Genomic DNA, 19,827 nt, shown 5'->3' with positions numbered 1-19,827 from the left:
CAGACGTCAGCTCGCAGTGGAGCCGGAAGCATCCTCCGGCAACGGCCATTGGTAGCGGCGCGCGATCTCATCCTGCTCCAATGATTCGAGATGCACCGGGAACCCCCACAACTGATGCAGATAGCGCATCACGGGATAGACGCTGCGTGACAGCGGGCGACGATCATCCTGGACATGGCGCAGCGTCAGCGAGCGATCTCCCCGGATATTCGCGGCCCACACCTGGATGTTCGGCTCGCGATGGCTGAGCGCATATTGCACCGACAGCGCCTCTCGAATGCGCTTGTAGCCTCGACTATCGTGAATGGCTTCGATGAGAAGATGCTCATCACTGTCGTCATCCACCAGCGAGAACAGCTTGAGATCACGGATCACCTTGGGCGACAGGAACTGCTGGATGAAGGACTCGTCCTTGAAGTTGCGCATCGCGAAATGCACCGTCTCCAACCAGTCACTGCCGGCGATGTCGGGGAACCACTCACGGTCCTCGTCGTCAGGATTCTCGCAGATGCGCTTGATGTCCATGAACATCGCGAAGCCCAGCGCATAGGGGTTGATGCCATTGTAATGCGGGTGATCGAAGCCCGGCTGCTGCACCACCGAGGTGTGCGACTGCAGGAACTCGAGAATCACCCCCTCGCCGATCAGCTGCTCATCATAGAGTTGATTCATGATGGTGTAGTGCCAGAAGCAGGCCCAGCCTTCGTTCATCACCTGAGTCTGGCGCTGCGGGTAGAAGTATTGCGCCAGCTTGCGCACGATACGCACCAGTTCCCGCTGCCAGGGCTCCAGCAACGGTGCATTCTTCTCGATGAAGTAGAGCAGGTTCTCCTGCGGCTCCGGTGGGTAGCGACCACGACGATGCAGACCCAGTGGGTCGTTGACCTCATCGATCAACTCATCCTCCTCCTCGGCCTGCGGAATGGTGGTCCACAGCGCATTCACCTGAGCCTGCAGATAGGCCTCACGCTCCTGCTGACGCTGGATCTCCTCTTCCGGCGAGATGGGCGAGGGACGCTTGTAGCGATCGACGCCATAATTCTGGAGCGCATGACAGGCGTCCAGCAGCTGCTCGACCGCATCGACACCATGGCGCTCCTCGCATTCGGACACGTACTTACGGGCGAAGACGAGGTAATCGATGATCGCCGAGGCATCCGTCCAGGCACGAAACAGGTAATTGCCCTTGAAGAAGCTGTTGTGGCCATAACAGGCATGCGCCATGACCAGAATCTGCATCATCAGGGTGTTCTCTTCCATGAGATAGGCGATGCAGGGATCGGAATTGATCACCAGCTCATAGGCCAGTCCCATCTGTCCGCGCCGATAGGCCTGCTCCACCGAGAGAAACTGCTTGCCGAACGACCAATGGTGATAGCCCACCGGCATGCCGATGCTGGCATAGGCATCCATCATCTGTTCGGAAGTGATGACTTCAATCTGATTGGGGTAGATATCCAGCCGATACTGCGCAGCGATACGCGCGATCTCGTGCTCGAAATGCTCCAGAAGCTCGAAGGTCCAATCGGAGCCACTGGCCGGTTGCTGATTTTCCAGTCGATTATCACGTCTCTGGCTCATGGGGCCTCCCGGCCCGGCAGATGGCCGGGCGCGTCACATGATGCGATCAGGCGCTGATGCGGCGCTTGAACAGCTCTCGAAATACCGGGTAGATATCGCCCGCCTCGACAATCTGCTGCATGGCGAAGCGATCCGGAAATTCGGCTTCGACTCGCTCATATTCTTCCCACAATGCCTGGTGCGCATGCGGGGTGATCTCCACGTAGGCGTAATATTGCAGACGCGGCATCAGCTTCTTGATCATCAGCTCGCGACAATTGGTGGAATCGTCATCCCAGTTGTCACCATCGGACGCCTGAGCCACGTAGAGATTCCATTCACCTGCCGGATAGCGGGATTCGATCACTTCATCCAGCAACGTCAGAGCACTGGAGACGATGGTGCCGCCGGTCTCTCGGGAGTAGAAGAACTCTTCCTCATCCACTTCCTTGGCGGCGGTGTGGTGGCGAATGAACACCAGCTCGACCTTCTCGTAGTTGCGCTCCAGAAACAGATAGAGCAACAGGAAGAAGCGCTTGCCGATATCCTTGTGCGCCTGGGTCATCGACCCCGAGACATCCATCACACAGAACATCACTGCCTTGTTGGACGGCATCGGCTGATTGATGAGGTGGTTGTAGCGCAGATCATAGGTATCGAGAAACGGCACCGCCTTGAGGCGCGCTTCAAGACGCTCGATTTCCGCCTTGAGCTCGGCAATGCGCACCTTGTTGCGCAGCACCGGATCCTTGCGCTCCTCAAGCTCCAGCGCGTCAGTGGCCTCCTTCAGCGCCCGCTTGATGGGGGATCGCATGGCGATACGCCGCGCCTGGGCTGAACGCATCGAGCGCACGATATTGATCCTGGCGGGAGTGCCATCGCGAGCGATGCCCGCCCGCACCGGACGTACTTCATCCATGTCCGCGATCTGCTTGCGCTCCAGATGCGGAAGCTCCAGACCATCGAACACGAATTCGAGAAACTCCTCGCGCGACAGGGTGAAGGCAAAATCATCCTCGCCCTCGCCCTGGTTGGAGGCCTGACCTTCTCCGCTGCCGCCGCCACCGCCGCCACCACTCGGGCGGCGCATGCGATCACCTTCCACGAACTCCTTGTTGCCCGGGTTGATGACACGCCGCTTGCCGCCTTGGCCATGCTGGAAGACCGGCTCCGAGATATCGCGAGTCGGAATGGAGACTTCCTCGCCACGCTCCATGTCGGTGATGGAGCGCCGATTGACGGCATCCTCCACCGCCCGTTTGATATGGCTGCGGTAGCGCCGGATGAAGCGCTGGCGATTCACCGCACTCTTGTTGCGCGCATTGCTGCGTCGATCAATGAAGTAACTCATTCGCCCTCCTTGCCGGCCTCGCGTTCAGCGAAAGACCGGATGGCAAGTGCCGGCGGCAATCACGCCCGCCGGCAGGCCTGTCGTCAGTCGGCAGGGCTTACTGCGACTTGCGCACTCGCAGATACCACTCGGACAGCAGACGCACCTGCTTCTCGGTATATCCGCGATCCACCATGCGCGCCACGAAATCCTCATGCTTGCGCTGATCCGATGCCGATGCCTTGGCATTGAAGGAGATGACCGGCAGCAACTCTTCGGTATTGGCGAACATCTTCTTCTCGATCACCGCACGCAGCTTCTCGTAGGACTGCCAGCCCGGATTCATCCCGTTGTTCTGCGCGCGAGCGCGCAGCACGAAGTTGACCACCTCATGACGGAAGTCCTTGGGATTGGAGATGCCTGCCGGCTTCTCGATCTTCTCCAGCTCCTCATTGAGCGACTGCCGATTGAGCAGCTCGCCAGTCTCGGGGTCACGGTATTCCTGGTCCTGAATCCAGAAATCAGCGTAGGTCACGTAACGATCGAAGATGTTCTGGCCATACTCGGAGTAGGACTCGAGATAGGCGGTCTGGATCTCCTTGCCGATGAAATCGACATAACGTGGGGCCAGATACTCCTTGATGAAGCGCAGGTAACGCTCGTGGGTCTCCTTGGGCAGCTGCTCCTGCTCGAGGCGCTGCTCCAGCACATAGAGCAGGTGCACCGGGTTGGCAGCCACCTCGCTGGCATCGAAGTTGAAGACCTTGGAGAGGATCTTGAAGGCAAAGCGCGTGGACAGACCATCCATGCCCTCATCGACCCCCGCACTGTCACGGTACTCCTGGATCGACTTGGCGCGAGGGTCGGTATCCTTGAGGTTCTCGCCATCGTAGATGCGCATCTTGGAATAGATACTGGAGTTCTCAGGTTCCTGCAGGCGCGACAGCACGATGAACTGGGACAGCATGCGCAAGGTGTCTGGCGCACAGGGCGCATGATTGAGCGACGAGTGCTCCAGCAGCTTGGCGTAGATCTTCACCTCCTCCGAGGCCCGCAGGCAGTAGGGCACCTTGACAATGAACACGCGGTCCAGGAAGGCCTCGTTGTTGCGATTGTTGCGGAAGGCCTGCCACTCGCTCTCATTGGAGTGCGCCAGCACCACGCCATCGAAGGGAATCGCCCCCATGCCTTCGGTCGGGTTGTAGTTGCCTTCCTGAGTCGCGGTCAGCAACGGGTGAAGCACCTTGATCGGCGCCTTGAACATCTCGACGAATTCCATCAACCCCTGGTTGGCCTTGCACAGCCCGCCGGAGAAGCTGTAGGCATCCGGATCATCCTGGGCATAGAGCTCAAGCTGACGGATATCGACCTTGCCGACCAGCGCGGAAATATCCTGGTTGTTGTCATCGCCCGGCTCCGTCTTGGAGATGGCGATCTGGTTCAGGCGGGATGGGTAGAGCTTGACGACACGGAACTGACTGAGATCTCCGCCATATTCCTTGAGACGCTTGGCCGCCCAGGGCGACATGGCGCTGCGCATGCAGCGGCGCGGGATGCCATATTCCTTCTCGAGCACCTCGCCATCCTCTTCCAGCGAGAACAGCCCCAGCGGCGACTCGTATACCGGTGACCCCTTGATGGCATAGAAGGGAATCTGCTCCATCAACAGCTTGAGTCGTTCGGCCAGCGATGACTTGCCGCCGCCGACTGGCCCCAGCAGATAGAGAATCTGCTTGCGCTCCTCAAGCCCCTGAGCCGCATGACGGAAGTAGGACACGATCTGCTCGATGGCCTCCTCCATGCCATAGAACTCGGCGAAGCTGGGGTAGCGTCGAATCAGCTTGTTGGAAAAAATCCGGGAAAGACTGGGATCCTTGGCGGTATCGATGACCTCCGGTTCACCGATGGCCGCCAGCATTCTCTCGGCAGCGCTGGCGTAGGCAGAACGATCCTGCCGACATAACTCCAGGTACTCCTGGAGACTCATCTCTTCTTGCTGGACCCGCTCGTAGCGGCTCTGCACGTGATCGAAGATGCTCATGGAAGCCTCCTTGTCGCGACTCGGGGTCGCTGGGACCATCGCCGGGGCCACTCCTGTACGATGACAGTGGTACCAGGTCACTTGATGCCCCGCGCTGCTGGCGCTCAGGTGACTGCCTCGGCGTGTTTATCAGCATAGATCGATATAGGTAGCGAGTGTCCAATACATGGACCCACCGCATTCAACGAACTTTCGCCACCCGAATGGACAACCTCGTCCCTGCATGACAAGCGCGATCTGGAACGAGGCAGGAGTGACGCCTCCTCGAGCGCACCGTTGCGCAAGAATTGCCTCGCCTCGTGGCCGTTGAAGCCCCTCCTCCTGAAAGGCACCATGTCTGCCACGTCGCACTGCAGCACACGTTCAGAATAGGGACAGAGCGGCGAGTCTCGCCAGCCAGTCCTTGCACATATCCGGCCCCACGAGGTGTCGCCAGCGACTCGATGGCGACCCGAAGGCGAATCGATGACATGCGAAACCGCCGACGCGGGCGGCCACGAGGCGACTGCTGACAGAAGCCTTGGCCGTAGCGATCACTGACCTTGTCACACCCCCGCAAGGGCATGGACGCATCGCAACGTCCTGAAAAATCTTCATGAAAAAAAAGCCCATCGGATGGCCGATGGGCTTTTTTTTCACTTTTCAGCACACGCTACGAGAGTGTCACTCTCAGCTCCCTTTCTTACAGGGCACTCTGGATATCAGAAAGCAGAGCATCCAGAAGATCCGTACTGGTATTCCAGGAACATACGAAGCGTGCGCCACCTGCGCCGATGAAGGTGTAGAAGGTCCAGCCACGCTCACGCAGCGCCGTCAGCACATGCTCGGGGAAGCTGGCAAAGACGCTGTTGGCCTCACAGGGAAACAGCAGTTCGATGCCGTCCAATGCCTCGAGTCGCTCGGCCAGATACTGCGCCATGGTGTTGGCATGACGTGCGTTGTCCAGCCAGACGTCATTCTCGAGCAGCCCCATCCACGGCGCGGCGATGAAACGCATCTTGGAGGCAAGCTGACCGGCCTGCTTGCAGCGATAGTCGAAGTCACGGGCCTGCTCGCGATCAAAGAATATCACCGCCTCCCCCATCGCCAGCCCATTCTTGGTACCGGAGAAGCACAGCACGTCCACGCCGGCCTTCCAGGTAAGCTCGGCCGGAGAGACGCCCAGCGAGGCACAAGCATTGGCAAAGCGCGCGCCGTCCATGTGGATCTGAAGATCATGACGGTCGGCCACTTCGCGAATCGCCTGAAGCTCTTCCAGGCTATAGACGGTGCCGACTTCGGTGCACTGGGTCAGCGAGATGACACGCGGACGCGGATAATGGATATCACTGCGCTTGGTGACCAGTCGCTCGATGCCTTCAGGCGTCAGCTTGCCATTCGGACCCGGCGCATTGAGCAGCTTGGAGCCATTGGAGAAGAACTCCGGCCCTCCGCATTCGTCAGTCTCGATATGGGCCAGTTCATGGCAGATGACGCTGTGATAGGACTGACACAGATGCGCCAGCGACAGGGAATTCGCCGCCGTGCCATTGAAGACGAAGAATACCTCGCACTCGGTCTCGAACAGCTGACGGAAGCTGTCCGTCACCTGTTGAGTCCAGCGGTCGTTGCCATAGGCGAGATCATCATCCTGATTGGCTCGCATCATGTATGCCATCGCCTCGGGGCAGATACCGGACGTGTTGTCACTGGCCAGAAAACGTGATGTACAGGTGTCATCGATGTCAGTGGCCGCGGAGCGGGTCGTGGCGAGGGCGTCAGTCGTCATGGGAGTATCCAGAGCAGAGCAAGGGGTCACCTTGCCCGATGAAACGAACGCGGTACCCAGGATGGCAGGCACCACAGTAGAAATCCCATCATAACAGCGCTGCATGCCGCCGCCAGCCATGATCCGACGCGACCATCACGACGGGACGGCCATGCAGGAAAATCCCTCAGGCAGCATCGAGAGCCGGGTACCCTCTGCGCCCCTGCAGACCGCCCGTATGCAGAACCCGTACACGAGTCCCGGGGGCGATCATCCCATTGGCGAGGTGGTGGGCCAGTGAGGCAAACAACTTGCCGGTATACACCGGCTCGACCTGCAACCCGGTCTCGGCCTCGAAGCGTTGGATGAAGTCGATCAACCAGGCGGGTGCCTTGGCGAAGCCGCCCGCCTGCGCTCCCAACCACAGCCCCCACTCCGGTGTCTTCTGCTCACTGCCGCCGCTCCGGGCCAGCAGACGACGCACACGGTGATAGAGCTGATCTCCGTGATTCATGGTCGGGACGCCAATCACCCGCAGACCATCACGCTCCCCCAGCGCGCTCAGAACACCCGCCAGCGTGGTCCCGCTGCCGCAGGCCATCAGTACCAGCTGGGGCGCCGGCTCTCCGTTGCAAGGTGTCACCAGCGCCTGTGCCAACGGCTCGAGCCCCGCCACCCCCTCCACGCTGCCCCCACCTTCCGGCACCCACAGCGCATCACTGAAGCGGGCAGAGAACCCGGGCTGGTCGCGCTGTTTGTATTCCGCCCGTGAGATGAAGTTCAGGTGCATGCCGTTGGCCATGGCATCCTTCAGCGTCGGCGTCAGCGGAGCTTCCGGATGCCCACGCACCAGGCCATGCGTCGCCACCCCCAGACGCGCCCCGGCAGCCGCCAGAGCATGCAGGTGATTCGACCAGCCGCCGCCACAGCTGATGATGCCTCGCCCCTCGCTGAGCGCTCGCGCCAGTGGCAGGCGCAGCTTCCATGCCTTGTTGCCGGATATCTCGGCATCCAGGGTATCGGCCCGCAGGCATTCGACCACCACCCCAGCCTCGCGGGCCACGCGCCAGTCAAGGCGCTCCACCCGTGGCAGGGTGAACAACTCGAGCAGTGCTTCCAGGCCGCCCCCTGCCGATGAGGAGTCGGCATCGAGCGAGGCGATCGGCGAGGCCGTGACAGTCGCTGAAGACGCGACAGCAGCAGGAGAGGAGAGCGCACCTTGAGGCGCGGACAGGACCGTGGCGCCATCCGGCGGCAGAGTCTCGTCGGTGGATTGGCGAGAAGCGGCTGCGTGCGATGACATGAGCGAGTCCCATCGTGGTGATGCGCCGTGAGAACGGCAGAAGGCGGAGAGACGACAAGGCCATCACGGCCGTCATTGTCACGCAGACACGACGGCCGTGATGGCCACTCTCAGTCTAGGCAGAGCTTCGGCTCAACTCAACGCTGAATATCCCCATCTCGCCGACACTCGCTCCGCCACGAAAGGCGCCCCGGCCAGCCGAGACTCCCGGGAGCGGGCTAGAGGGCTGCGGCCGCCATGGTGCCCTGCGCGATGGCGCGCTTGGCATCCAGCTCAGCGGCTTCATCGGCGCCACCGATGATGTGCAGCTCGATCCCTGCCGCCTCCAGGGGCGCCTTGAGCTCCAGCACCGACTCCTGGCCGGCACACAGCACGATACTGTCGAGCGCCAGATGCTGGACCTTGCCATCAATGCTGACGGTCATCCCCTCGGCATCGATGGACTGATAATCGCAGCCCGCCACCATCTTGACTCCGCGCTGCTTGAGGGTGGCCCGGTGCACCCAGCCGGTCGTCTTGCCCAGATGCTTGCCCGGCTTGGAGGTCTTGCGCTGCAGCAGCCATACCTCACGAGGGCTCTCGCCGGGCATCGGTGTCTTGAGACCGCCGGCGGTGCTGACCGAGAGATCCACCCCCCACTCCTCGCACCACAGCTCGCCATCCAGCGAGGGTGACGGCTCACGATGCGTCATCAACTCCGCCACATCGAACCCGATGCCTCCCGCACCGACCAGCGCCACACGTCGCCCCACTCGCTCCGGAGCACGAATCGCCTCGCCATAACTGAGCACCTGGCCACGCGAGATGCCCTCCTCGATACCGGGAATCGCGGGCGTACGCGCACGCACGCCACTGGCCAGGATCACGGCATCGAACGCTGCCAGCATCTCCGCGGTGGCACGCGTATTGAGCCGAACCTCGACACCATTGCGTGCCAGCGCCTCGTTGAAGTAGCGCAGCGTCTCGTCAAACTCCTCCTTGCCCGGAATGCGGCGCGCGAAATTGAACTGCCCGCCGACTTCCGCCTGCGCCTCGAACAGCACCACCTCATGACCACGCTCTGCCGCGGTGACGGCCGCCGACAGACCTGCTGGACCACCTCCGACCACGGCGACACGCCGCACGCGGCGGGCAGGCTCGATCACCATCTCGGTCTCGTGGCAGGCTCGCGGGTTGACCAGACATGAGGTCAGCTTCATCTGGAAGGTGTGATCAAGACACGCCTGGTTGCAGGCGATGCAGGTGTTGATGATCGCGGCATCATCCGCCTGCGCCTTGCTGACCCACGCCGGGTCAGCGAGGAACGGACGCGCCATCGACACCATGTCGGCATGTCCCTCCGCCAGTACCGACTCGGCCACGTCCGGCATGTTGATGCGATTGGTGGTGATCAGCGGCAGACTGAGCTCCGCCTTCATGCGCTGGGTCAGTCCGGTGAAGACGGCACGCGGCACACTGGTGACGATGGTGGGCACTCGTGCCTCATGCCAGCCGATCCCGGTATTGATGAGGCTGGCACCGGCCGCCTCGATGGCCTTGCCCAACGCGACCACCTCGCTCCAGGTGCTGCCCTCATCGACAAGATCCAGCATCGACAACCGATAGATGATCAGGAAATCCTCGCCCAGCGCCGCGCGGATGCCCGCGACGATCTCCACCGCCAGACGGATGCGATTCTCGAAGCTGCCACCGTATTCATCCTCACGCTGGTTGGTCCGTCGACAGATGAACTGGTTGATGAAGTACCCTTCGGACCCCATCACCTCGACACCGTCATAGCCCGCTTCGCGTGCCAGGGTGGCACAGCGTACATAATCCGCGATCTGGCCTTTCACTTCCTCGGTGCTCAGCGCCCTCGGCATGAAGGGGTTGATCGGGGCCTGAATGGCAGATGGCGCGACCTGATCCGGAGAATAGGCATAGCGACCGGCATGCAGGATCTGCAGGCATATCCGCCCGTCCTCGGCATGCACGGCATCGGTCACTTCACGATGACGCTGCGCCTCCTGCGAGGTGGTCAGCTTGGCCGCCCCCTGCATGACCGCGCCCTCCGGGTTCGGGGCGATCCCTCCCGTGACGATCAGGGCGACACCATGACGGGCACGCTCGCGATAGAAGGCCGCCAGGCGCGTGAAGCCATTGGGAGCTTCCTCGAGCCCGGTATGCATCGACCCCATCAGCACGCGATTCTTCAGCGTGATGTGTCCCACCTTCAGCGGACGGAAGATATTCGGATAGGCAGTCATGGCGCTTGCTCCTTGCCGTCGCACTGGCGTGGCCGTCAACCGGACCCTGGGACACCAGTACGCGGAACTCATCAGGTCGTCATTGTCATCTTGTCGCCTTGCGTTGCTCGTGCACGTTGGCGGTAGACACGTCAGGGCGACGCACACCCAAGGCAAACAGTCGTATGAATCTCGATACGCTCAGTGTAGTGCATCGTCGCTTGCACTCAATGCGCCTGTAGGACACATTGATATCCTTGCAGGACATGCCCTGAGCAATATCCGGCCGACGGCAAGCCTCGCGCTTGTCTCCCCGACCTCTCGACACGAGCCAGCCCCATGCAATTAGGAGAAGTCTCGGTCAGCCTGGCGCACCTCGTTGCACGTGCCCTGGACGCGCGCAACGTGCACGCCGAGCCCATCATGCAGCCCTACACGGGCTGGCCGCTGCCGGACGACGGAGATGCCCGGATCGGCATCGCTCGCTACATGCGACTGGGCCATGCCGCCATCACTGCCAGCGGTGATGAACTGTTCGGCCTGGAGATGGCCGCTCAGATTCGCCCGGGAGACTTTCTGCTCCCCGGACTTGCGTGTGCCTGCGCCCCCACTCTGGCGGCAGGACTGACGTTGCTGTGCGAGGCTGAGGCACTTTACAGCGACAACAGTCGTGGGCATGGCCATTTCAAGCGCCAGGCCACCGGCGGCTGGCTGAACTTCTACTCCCTCGCTCCCTACAATGCCTACAACCGCTTCGTGGTCGACAGCGTGCTGGGAGGCTGGTGGCATCTGGCTCGCCAGCTGAGTGGCGATGCCTTGAGCGATGCATCGCTCGAGATCGATTACACGATCCCCCGCTCGCCGGAGGACAGCTCTCCGCTCACCCCCTCACCAGACGATATGCATGAGCAGATGGAGAAGCGCTGGCGCTGGCGATATGCCCGACGCCTGGGCCTGCCTGCGAGCCAGTTGCACTTCGCGACAGGCCGCAATCGGCTGTGGCTGCCAGACAGAGTATTGAACGCCCCTACCGTGCAGGCAGCACCGGTCGCCTTTGCCCAGCTTCGTCAACAGATCACGGAGCGACTGGAGAGCCGTCAGGGCCCTCATGACACGCTGTCACGCACACGACGTGCCATTGCCATGCGGCTTTCGGGGCGCGCACCCGGACGCGACGAGATCGCAGCGGCCCTCAATCTGCACCCGCGTACCCTGGCCAGACGACTCGCCGCCGAAGGCTGGCACTACGAGGGGCTGCTGGATGACACACGCCGCGCACTGGCCGAGCGTTATCTGCGTGACACCCATCTGAGCCTGAAGGAAATCAGCTGGGTACTGGGATTTGCCGGTCCGGAAAGCTTCCAGCACGCCTGCAAGCGCTGGCACGCCAAACCACCGGGTGCATGGCGCAGACAGCACCGCGCATCCAGCCGAACGGATAGCTCACGGACCTGAAACACGAAAAAGGGTCGAACGGGAGACGAGGAGACGTCCAGAAGGAAGGCAACAGCGAGGAAGGCAACAACGAGGAAGGCAACAACGAGCAACTTGCTGGCCAGAAACGCGAAAACCCGAGCACGAGGGCTCGGGTTTCACGAATTCTGTAGATCGAGTGGCGGACTGGACGGGACTCGAACCCGCGACCTCCGGCGTGACAGGCCGGCATTCTAACCAACTGAACTACCAGTCCACATTGGTGGGTGATACTGGATTCGAACCAGTGACCCCAAGCATGTGAAGCTTGTGCTCTAACCAACTGAGCTAATCACCCAACACAGACGATCCTTGCTGCAAGCAGCGGTGACATCGCGTCATTCTGAATGGCGGACTGGACGGGACTCGAACCCGCGACCTCCGGCGTGACAGGCCGGCATTCTAACCAACTGAACTACCAGTCCATTCAGAACAACTCAACATCGGGCGCATGACAAACGGTAGTGGCGGACTGGACGGGACTCGAACCCGCGACCTCCGGCGTGACAGGCCGGCATTCTAACCAACTGAACTACCAGTCCACTGCAACGTTTGCTTCTGCTGACGAACCAGGCCATTTAATCAAGTAACGCTTTGATAAGCAATAACTTTTTTCAAATGGTGGGTGGTACTGGGTTCGAACCAGTGACCCCCAGCTTGTAAGGCTGGTGCTCTACCAACTGAGCTAACCACCCCTGTCTCGTTGGCGCTGCATTCTACGGAATCCGCCCCATGAGTCAATACTTTTTTTACAGGAAGTTTCAGAATACTCCTCGACAGGGTCTTGATAAGACTGGATTTTCCCAGCACCACTCACCTGTAGCCCAGCAACCATCAGCATTGTGTCAACATTCTGACATCAGGATGCCACGAGGGAGAAAATTCGTGTCGCTCATGGATTGACACCCATCAGCGCAATGCAGGGTGTGCAAGGATCGCTGCCACCGCTGAGCGAATCAGTCCCTCACGCGTCTTGCCGCTCGCCTTGCGAGGCTTGAAATCATGCTCGCCATCCTCCAGCCAATGCAGGCTGATAGTGCATGGCAATCCGTAACCTTCGACTTCCTCGCGATGACCAAAGGGATCTCGCGTGCCCTGGCAGATCACGCCCGGGGCATCAATGGCCGCCAGATGCTCGGTTCGCAGCGTGTCCGGCTTGCCGGTCGGGTGAAAGGGATAGCCCAGCGCATACCAGCCCAGGGGCGACATTCGACGTGGGCCTGATGAGGGGGCTGGCATGCCTCGCCCCTCCAGCCCCTGCATCACATGCGAGGCCACGCGACTCCCCATGGACTTGCCACCAAGCAATACCGGGCATGTCGCCAGAGACGCTCTGGCGGCAAGACTGGCAGCCAGCGCCTCATGCCAGCGCGTCATTTCCTCGATCAGCCCGGGCAGCCGCGGCGGCGGACGACGGCGTGCCTCGCAGCGCATCTTGACGAGGTAGGCGAAGTCGAATCCCAGCCATGCCGCCCCCTGGTGTGCACAGGCCTTGCCGAACCGCTGATGGAAATCGGTCTCGCGTCCGGCGCCCGCCCCATGGGCATGCAGCAGAATCACCTGCCGAGGGCTGCCATGAATCTCCAGCGGACCGAACGAGGCCACCCAGCCTCGCCAGGGACCGCGCGCCGCCAACGCCTCCTCTGACAGCTCCAGACGCTTTTCCAGCTCATCGGCGATGGCGTCAAAGGAAGCGACCTTGAAACCTTCCTCGGCGTAGGGGGTGGGAACGGCCGCCACATTGGACGCATCCCGATCTTCGTCCGATGATGAAGTGACAAGAGACACTCAGTGTCCTCCCTGGTAGCTGAAATGAATGCTGAATCGTCTCGTGAGTCGTGCTCTCTTCAGGAGAGCACATCGCTGTTCACTGCATGATGAGGTCATGACATGGGCACAGCACCTGATGGAGCAGGCGCCTCTCACGAGGTGATTCGCCAATTTGGCACGACGGCCATTCTTTCAGGCGCCGTCAGTCTATTGCTGGCGGCATGGCTGACCGCCGTGCAGTTGTGGCCAACCCTGGCCCCGCCCATCGCCTGGCTGAGCCATGGCCGTCTCGCCATTGTGCAACAGCATCTGCTGCTCTTCGGCCTCGGCGGCTCGGCATTGATTGCCAGCCTGTATTCACTGGTCAATCATGACACGCAAGCCCGGCCAGGCCAGCGGCGTCTCCATCGGTTCACGCTGCAGGCCTGGCAGACGATTCTCGTGCTTGGCAGCATATCGATTGCCGCGGGCTTCGCGTCGGGGCATGGCCAATCCGAATATCCTTGGCCACTCAACCTGTTGATGCTGGCAGTGTGGATCGCGGTCGCGTGGCTCTTCCATGTCAACTGGAAGGCAGGACCGACAGCGCGCCTGCCCGTGGCTGGCTGGTGCTTCATTGGCTGTCTGGTGATGATACTGATGCAGCATACCCTGCTGTCACTGGCGGTGCCCCTGGGCCCGCTGACATCGTTACCCATGTTCTCAGGCAGTCTGGACGCGCTGCTGCAGAGCTGGCAGAAGGGAATGCTGCCCGGCGGCATGCTGGCACTGGGCTTCATTGCCATGGCGTATCAGGCACTCTCGGGACTGACCCGCCAGCCCCTTCACTCTCACCGTCTGGCCATCATCAGCTTCTGGCTGCTGGTATTGCTGCTGCCCTGGAGCGGCGCGGCGCTGCTGCATGCCAGCGCCCTGCCCCAGTGGAGCCAGGCGCTGGGAATGGCGATGGGGCTCCTGCTGCTGGCGCCGGGACTGGCCATTCCTCTCAACGGCCTGCTGACCATCAAGGCGGACTGGCCCTCCCTGCGCCATCATCCTCAGACCTGCCTGCTCGGCGCGGCCCTGCTCTTTCTGGCCATCAGCGTGATGGAGCATGTGGCACTGTCCATCGCCCCGCTCAACGACATGACCTTCAGCGCCGCCGGCAGCCTCTCGCCGGCCGGCACACTGGGCGTCATCGGTCTGGTCAGCGTGCTCATGCTCTACCGTCTGCGGCTGCCTGAAGCACCCTCGGCGCTGATCATGACCCACGCCTGGCTGGCCATCGCCGGCACGTTGCTCTGCATCGTTGCCAGCTGGACCACCACCCTGCTGCAGGGCAGCCTGTGGCATGCCGTAGACGCAGAGGGACAACCGCTGCACTCCCTCGCCGACGTCCTGGCGGTGGCTCGCCCGCCGATGCTGATGACGCTGGCGGGGCTGAGTTGCTGGGCACTCGGCCTGCTTCTGATGGCAGCGTATCTCCTGCGCGCCTCCCGCCGACCCATCACGCGCCCCTCTACCCAGCAGGCTCGTCACCACATCGGGCATTCACACGCTCGGGGGAGGACACCGGCATGAGACACGTACTGCTCGAACGGCATCCGGGCCTGATGGCCGCGCTCTGCGTGATGGCGGCAAGTGTCGGCGCGCTGGCCCAGTTGCTGCCTCTGGGGTTTCAGGAGGCAAGGCAAGAAGTGACACCGCTGGATGCGCTGGCGCTGGAGGGACAGCGTCTTTACCTGCGGGAAGGCTGCCAGCAATGCCATACCCGAATGGTGCGGGATCTGCCGGGAGACCAGGCACGCCATGCAAGCCGGGACGCCGCCTCCCGCCACCTCATGGAGCGACCGGCCCTGTGGGGCAACGCTCGTCATGGCCCTGACCTGAGCCGCCTCCCGGCGGAACATGATGAGGCCTGGCAACGCCTGCACCTGTACTCGCCGCGCCACAAGGTGGCGGATTCCAGCATGCCGGCCTACCCCTGGCTGTTCGAGCACGCCCTGAGCGGCGAGGGTGTCGCCGAGCGAATGCGGGCCCTGCAGGCGCTTGGCGTGCCCTACCGAGACGACGAGATCCTCGCGGCACCCGCCCGGGTACGCGGCAAGGCCGAGGCGACCGCTCTGCTGGCCTATCTTCAACAGACGGATCCCCCTCGGCACTCATCCGCGACAATACCCGACCCGACAGGGGAGACACTCGCCACACTGACACTGACGACAGGAGCTGCACCATGAACCTGCTGGCAAACGTCGATCTGCCACTGTTCTGGCAGGCATGGATCAGCATGCTCACGCTGGGCAGCCTGGCCTTCTGCACGCTGTTGCTTGTCGGGCTTCGCTCGCGCAGCACCTCACCCGATGATGACCTGCAGGGAGATGGGCCAGGCGACGAACACCGCATTGACGGCACCCCTCAGCCGGACAGGCCGCTGCCGCTGGTCTGGAGTCTGCTGTTTCTGCTCACACTGCTGGTCAGCATGGGGCAGATCGTCATGTCCTTGAGTGGATGATGTCACCTGGCTCTCCCGAGTCGGATGAGGCAGGGCGTCGCAACCTGCCCCTTCGGGAGGTTCTGCGTCTAGAGTCATGCAGGACATCACGACAAAATCAGAATTATCTAATATAATGCGCGCGATTCACGGAGCACTTCACATCCCGCCCCACAGGACGGGGACCCGTTCTGGGAAGTGCGCCTGACAGGTATCATTGACGGACAGCACCGACAGGCAGCAGCGACTCAGTCCATGAGGATGCTGCCTCTCCGTACAGGACCATGGAATCGCCCTGTACCAGGTGTCGCACCCGGACACCCCCACCCGAAACCCGCTCCCCACGAGTTTCGGCGTAATGCCCCAGGAGAGTCACCATGACGGCCCAGACAACGGCATCCCATCGATTGCGTGCGCATGAAGCACGCTGTCAGACCTGCTCGCTCAGCTCACTGTGTCTGCCGCTGGCACTGAACATGGAAGCCATCGACCAGTTCGACTCCATCATTCGGCGCCGCGCGCCGCTCAGAAAGGGCGAGGTTCTCTTCACCCAGGGCGAGCCCTTCGACTGCGTCTTCACGGTGCGCTCAGGCAGCCTGAAACAGATCAACACCGAGAACAGTGGCACGGAGCAGCTCACCGGTTTCTTCCTGCCCAGCGAGCTGGCTGGACTGGATGCCATCGACAGCAATGCCTACCCCGGCAGCGCCGTGGCACTCGAGACCACGACCGTGTGCGAGATTCCCTTCGATCGCCTCGATGCGCTTTCCGCCCAACTGCCGGAACTGCGCACCCAGCTGTTCAAGAGCCTGAGCAAGGAGCTGCATGAGGATCGTCGGATGATGATGCTGCTGTCGCGCAAGACGGCAGATGAGCGTCTGGCCAGCTTCCTGGTCAACCTCTCTCAGCGCTTCCGTCGCCGCGGCTATTCGCCATACAGTTTCCGTCTTTCCATGTCCCGCGCCGACATCGGCAATTACCTGGGACTGGCCGTGGAAACCATCAGCCGTATCCTGACGCGTTTCCAGGCTCAGGGGCTGGTGGATATCCAGGCCCGCGAGGTCCATATCCTGCACCTGGATGGCCTGATCGAGCTGGCAGAAGGAGAGTGTCAGGGCGGTCGCTGAACGCCCGTGATGCCATCTCTCTCACCACGAAGGCCCGCCACATCCTCATGTGGCGGGCCTTCGTGTTTTCCAGACAGCGCCAGGCGGCTCGGAGACGCTCAGCGATTCTGCAGACGGTTGTAATCCAGCAACCCGGCCTCGACGGGACGATCCGCATAATTGGCACGCAGCACGCTGTCCGAGAACTGCCAGAAGCGTGGGTCGGTGCGCCGCACTCCGATATCGGCCATCAGCTGTCGATAATCCGCCTCATCCTTGAGCACGGCGACCCGCCGTGCCAATCCCTGCAGCGACTCGGGTGTCAGATGCCAGAAGGCGTTCGGATAATCCCCGGCCACGCCGCGCAGCACATCCAGCGTATCGCGCTCAGGACGCCGATTGGCTTCCTCATCGAACAGACTGGTGATGTTGGCATGAGCCGAGTTGCGCAGCACGCTGAACAACTGTGGGTGCTCGCTTCCCTCCCGTTCCAGCGCAATGATGGTGACTTCCGGCAGCAGGCTGGCCGCCAGACCACTCACCTCGCTCAAGGCCTTCAATTCGCGGCGCACGGCATCATCCTCCAGCGTTTCCAGGCTACGCTCGTGGACAAGTTCCGGCGCCAGGCGCTCGCGCAGGCGGCGCATCAACCCAATGCGCGCCTTCTCCGGTGAGGAAAGCTCTCCCGGTGTCCAGACGATATCGCTCGGGGCATCAAACTGGGGCGGCTTCTTGAACAGCAGCTTTTCCAGCCCAGAATCCACATCCTGATACCAGCTGTCATGCACTGCCTGACGCTCGCCGGCAGGCAGAAGCGCCAGCAGGTTGTTCTCGCCTTCCATGCGCAGGAAGTCCATGTACAGGCGCGTGGTCAGCTGGTGGCCGAGGTTGCCATAGACATCGAAGCCGGCCACCAGCAGGTAATGGATGCGCTCAAGCATCGGGTAATCGATCACCCAGGCCGTCTTGGGCACATTGCCGACCAGCCCTTTCATCACGGCGGCATTGTCAAAGTGACGATAGACCGTCAGGGCGGCATTGGGGTTGTGATCGCCACCCTCGCCGCCTTGCCAGCCGCTGCCGTCCCACAACAGCTGCATGTCCAGACGCAGATTGCCGTCCTCGTAGGCCTGCATCATCAGCTTTTGCTTGGCCTGCAGATAGGCCTGCTGCTTGCGCTCGAACTTGATCCACGAGGAGATGGGCAATGCATTGCTGCTCTGCTCGGCAGGCAGGCTGAGATTCTCGCCCTCCCGTGCCAGGGTGCGCTCGACCTGCGGCAGGCTGAACAGTGATGGATCGGTGAAACTGACCCAGAAGTGGTCATTGATGACGTCCACGGCCACCTGGCCACGACAGACCGGCCCCTTGATGAAGCCCATGATGGTGTTCTGCGATTCATCCAGCATGAAGCGGTAACGTGACTCGGCAGGGATCGCCTCGAACGTCAGGAAGGGATTGGACGCCGTCTTGAGGTCATAGCCAGGCAGGTCATCCACCGTATAGTCCGGCGCGAGGAACAGCGACTGCCAGCGCTCCAGGCGCGCGTCACTCAGCGAATAGGGCAGATGATTCTTGGCCAGGATCGTCGAGCGCTCCTGCCATAGACGGTAATAGACGCGAGGGCGCCCGGCCTCGTCATGCGGCATGACGTCACGACCATCTCCGGGATAGGCGGCGTAGGGAGCGTCATAGGGGCGGCGCGAGGAGATGCGCTGGATGGGCTCGCCGGGCGGCGTGCTGGAGCGCACCAGCGAGAAGAAGATCGGCCGGCCATTGGCCCCCTTCGCTTCCGGGAAATACAGGTGGGTCAGGAAGAGGTGCTCGTAGATGTAGCGACTCATCAGCCGCTGCTTGAGGCTGTCACCATTGAGGAAGGCTTCCACCTGCTGAATCCGTGGCACCAGGACCTCAGACACCGGGCGCACCTCGGTCATCGGCGAGCCCTGCGCCAACCAGTTGACCAGCGTACGGTGCTCCTCATCACTGATCTGCGGCAGCGCATACGGCATGCCCCAGTCCGGATGATCTTCCGCGAAGGCATCATAGCGCTCGATGGGCGCGCACACCTGACTGCGATTGAGCGACAGATCGAAGCGGTCTTCCGGCAGCAGGCCTTCCTCCGTCACCGGCAGGGGTTGCTTGCGCTTCTGGCTCAGCGAGCGGAACAGCACACTGCCTTCCAGATTGGCGAGTGCTGAGTCGTTGCGCTCGTTGAGCACCGGCGAGAAGTTCATGTCACGCCATTCAGCGGTGCTGTCGGCATCCTCGAACAGACGCGTCAGATTGGCCGCCAGCAAGCGGGTGCCGTCATAGACAGGAGCGGGATTGATACCGCGGTCGATCCCGGCCGCCGAGGACATCTTGAGCTGGCACGGGGCGTCATAGCAGCCATGGCAGACCACGCAACGCGTCTCGAGGATCGGCTTGACCTCATCTTCCCAATGCCTCCCCGCCAGACTATCGCCGGACACGACGCGATCGCGTGGCTCGGGCGTCCCGAAACGCGCATCCAGCTGATGCACGGTGACGGCGCTACATCCTCCCAGCAACAGGATGACGAGGATGCTCCAGCGCCAGCGCGGGGTATGCCACAGGCGTCGAAGGGAGTTCAGCATGCAAGGCTCCATAAGCAGAGTACGAGACCGATGGACGGATCGGCCATGAGGCAGGCAGGGCCCGCTGCACACTGCTTCGACAGAGCACAGAAGACATGACAGGCACACAGTATGCCACGAGCAGAATAGCGTCTTTCAGAGGGTTTTCGCGCTCCCGGTCAAATTCTCGAGCCGCGGTGCATCC

The 19,827-nt window shown here is 61.8% G+C and carries 13 protein-coding genes and 5 tRNA genes; 5 read left to right on the top strand and 13 right to left on the bottom strand.

Annotated elements, in window-relative coordinates:
* Positions 1-6: 6 nt before the first annotated feature.
* The 6 genes from AC26AR_RS01510 to AC26AR_RS01485 form a co-directional block, all read right to left on the bottom strand.
* Entirely contained in the window at positions 7-1,581 is a 1,575-nt protein-coding gene (locus AC26AR_RS01510; protein WP_488107436.1) for a SpoVR family protein, read from the bottom strand.
* A gap of 46 nt (positions 1,582-1,627) precedes the next feature.
* Positions 1,628-2,911 carry a YeaH/YhbH family protein gene (locus tag AC26AR_RS01505; RefSeq protein WP_084209411.1) on the bottom strand — a complete coding sequence of 428 codons (1,284 nt, stop codon included), beginning with the start codon at positions 2,909-2,911 and terminating at the stop codon, positions 1,628-1,630.
* Positions 2,912-3,008: 97 nt separating this feature from the next.
* On the bottom strand, positions 3,009-4,931 hold the full coding sequence (locus tag AC26AR_RS01500; RefSeq protein ID WP_077378796.1) for a PrkA family serine protein kinase: 1,923 nt from the start codon (positions 4,929-4,931) through the stop codon (positions 3,009-3,011).
* A gap of 682 nt (positions 4,932-5,613) precedes the next feature.
* Positions 5,614-6,654, bottom strand: coding sequence for a threonine aldolase family protein (locus tag AC26AR_RS01495; RefSeq protein ID WP_103751481.1), 1,041 nt, complete (start codon positions 6,652-6,654; stop codon positions 5,614-5,616).
* A gap of 211 nt (positions 6,655-6,865) precedes the next feature.
* Positions 6,866-7,981, bottom strand: coding sequence for a 1-aminocyclopropane-1-carboxylate deaminase/D-cysteine desulfhydrase (locus tag AC26AR_RS01490; RefSeq protein ID WP_488107435.1), 1,116 nt, complete (start codon positions 7,979-7,981; stop codon positions 6,866-6,868).
* A 218-nt stretch (positions 7,982-8,199) separates the two neighbouring features.
* Entirely contained in the window at positions 8,200-10,227 is a 2,028-nt protein-coding gene (locus AC26AR_RS01485) for an FAD-dependent oxidoreductase (RefSeq protein ID WP_488107434.1), read from the bottom strand.
* Between the two features lie 318 nt (positions 10,228-10,545).
* On the opposite strand from AC26AR_RS01485, the gene AC26AR_RS01480 reads away from it, so the two are divergent.
* Positions 10,546-11,661 carry an AraC family transcriptional regulator gene (locus AC26AR_RS01480; protein ID WP_488107433.1) on the top strand — a complete coding sequence of 372 codons (1,116 nt, stop codon included), beginning with the start codon at positions 10,546-10,548 and terminating at the stop codon, positions 11,659-11,661.
* A 158-nt stretch (positions 11,662-11,819) separates the two neighbouring features.
* Here AC26AR_RS01480 and AC26AR_RS01475 read toward each other — a convergent pair.
* From AC26AR_RS01475 to AC26AR_RS01450, 6 genes are all read right to left on the bottom strand, one after another.
* A tRNA-Asp gene (locus tag AC26AR_RS01475) sits at positions 11,820-11,896 on the bottom strand.
* A gap of 4 nt (positions 11,897-11,900) precedes the next feature.
* Positions 11,901-11,977, bottom strand: a tRNA-Val gene (locus AC26AR_RS01470).
* 50 nt (positions 11,978-12,027) lie between these two features.
* A tRNA-Asp gene (locus AC26AR_RS01465) sits at positions 12,028-12,104 on the bottom strand.
* A 40-nt stretch (positions 12,105-12,144) separates the two neighbouring features.
* Positions 12,145-12,221 (bottom strand) — tRNA-Asp (locus AC26AR_RS01460).
* A gap of 77 nt (positions 12,222-12,298) precedes the next feature.
* Positions 12,299-12,374 (bottom strand) — tRNA-Val (locus tag AC26AR_RS01455).
* A gap of 214 nt (positions 12,375-12,588) precedes the next feature.
* Positions 12,589-13,419, bottom strand: a complete 831-nt coding sequence (locus AC26AR_RS01450; RefSeq protein WP_488107432.1) for an alpha/beta family hydrolase — start codon at positions 13,417-13,419, stop codon at positions 12,589-12,591.
* A 150-nt stretch (positions 13,420-13,569) separates the two neighbouring features.
* Here AC26AR_RS01450 and AC26AR_RS01445 point away from each other — a divergent pair, with 150 nt between their 5' ends.
* From AC26AR_RS01445 to fnr, 4 genes are all read left to right on the top strand, one after another.
* Positions 13,570-15,009, top strand: a complete 1,440-nt coding sequence (locus AC26AR_RS01445; RefSeq protein WP_488107431.1) for a cbb3-type cytochrome c oxidase subunit I — start codon at positions 13,570-13,572, stop codon at positions 15,007-15,009.
* Positions 15,006-15,665: a cbb3-type cytochrome c oxidase subunit II gene (locus tag AC26AR_RS01440; protein ID WP_488107430.1), complete on the top strand. Its 660-nt coding sequence runs from the start codon at positions 15,006-15,008 to the stop codon at positions 15,663-15,665. The genes AC26AR_RS01445 and AC26AR_RS01440 overlap by 4 nt, the downstream gene beginning before the upstream one ends.
* Positions 15,662-15,940 carry a hypothetical protein gene (locus AC26AR_RS01435; RefSeq protein ID WP_084209417.1) on the top strand — a complete coding sequence of 93 codons (279 nt, stop codon included), beginning with the start codon at positions 15,662-15,664 and terminating at the stop codon, positions 15,938-15,940. Before AC26AR_RS01440 ends, AC26AR_RS01435 begins: the two co-directional genes overlap by 4 nt.
* A 356-nt stretch (positions 15,941-16,296) precedes the next feature.
* Positions 16,297-17,046 carry a fumarate/nitrate reduction transcriptional regulator Fnr gene (fnr, locus tag AC26AR_RS01430; RefSeq protein WP_077378772.1) on the top strand — a complete coding sequence of 250 codons (750 nt, stop codon included), beginning with the start codon at positions 16,297-16,299 and terminating at the stop codon, positions 17,044-17,046.
* 98 nt (positions 17,047-17,144) lie between these two features.
* Here fnr and AC26AR_RS01425 read toward each other — a convergent pair whose 3' ends face one another.
* The gene (locus AC26AR_RS01425; RefSeq protein WP_303567432.1) at positions 17,145-19,643 is read right to left on the bottom strand and encodes a fatty acid cis/trans isomerase; all 2,499 of its coding nucleotides are present in this window, start codon (positions 19,641-19,643) and stop codon (positions 17,145-17,147) included.
* Positions 19,644-19,827 lie beyond the last annotated feature (184 nt).

Source organism: Cobetia sp. PS-4MA (assembly GCF_057670765.1).
This window is presented reverse-complemented; position numbering and strand designations above follow the sequence as displayed.

Coding starts and splice junctions, on each gene's coding strand:
- fnr (WP_077378772.1), top strand. CDS start 16,297: ATGACGGCCCAGACAACGGCATCCCATCGATTGCGTGCGCATGAAGCA.
- AC26AR_RS01480 (WP_488107433.1), top strand. CDS start 10,546: ATGCAATTAGGAGAAGTCTCGGTCAGCCTGGCGCACCTCGTTGCACGT.
- AC26AR_RS01445 (WP_488107431.1), top strand. CDS start 13,570: ATGGGCACAGCACCTGATGGAGCAGGCGCCTCTCACGAGGTGATTCGC.
- AC26AR_RS01500 (WP_077378796.1), bottom strand. CDS start 4,931: ATGAGCATCTTCGATCACGTGCAGAGCCGCTACGAGCGGGTCCAGCAA.
- AC26AR_RS01440 (WP_488107430.1), top strand. CDS start 15,006: ATGAGACACGTACTGCTCGAACGGCATCCGGGCCTGATGGCCGCGCTC.
- AC26AR_RS01425 (WP_303567432.1), bottom strand. CDS start 19,643: ATGCTGAACTCCCTTCGACGCCTGTGGCATACCCCGCGCTGGCGCTGG.
- AC26AR_RS01435 (WP_084209417.1), top strand. CDS start 15,662: ATGAACCTGCTGGCAAACGTCGATCTGCCACTGTTCTGGCAGGCATGG.
- AC26AR_RS01505 (WP_084209411.1), bottom strand. CDS start 2,911: ATGAGTTACTTCATTGATCGACGCAGCAATGCGCGCAACAAGAGTGCG.
- AC26AR_RS01490 (WP_488107435.1), bottom strand. CDS start 7,981: ATGTCATCGCACGCAGCCGCTTCTCGCCAATCCACCGACGAGACTCTG.
- AC26AR_RS01485 (WP_488107434.1), bottom strand. CDS start 10,227: ATGACTGCCTATCCGAATATCTTCCGTCCGCTGAAGGTGGGACACATC.
- AC26AR_RS01510 (WP_488107436.1), bottom strand. CDS start 1,581: ATGAGCCAGAGACGTGATAATCGACTGGAAAATCAGCAACCGGCCAGT.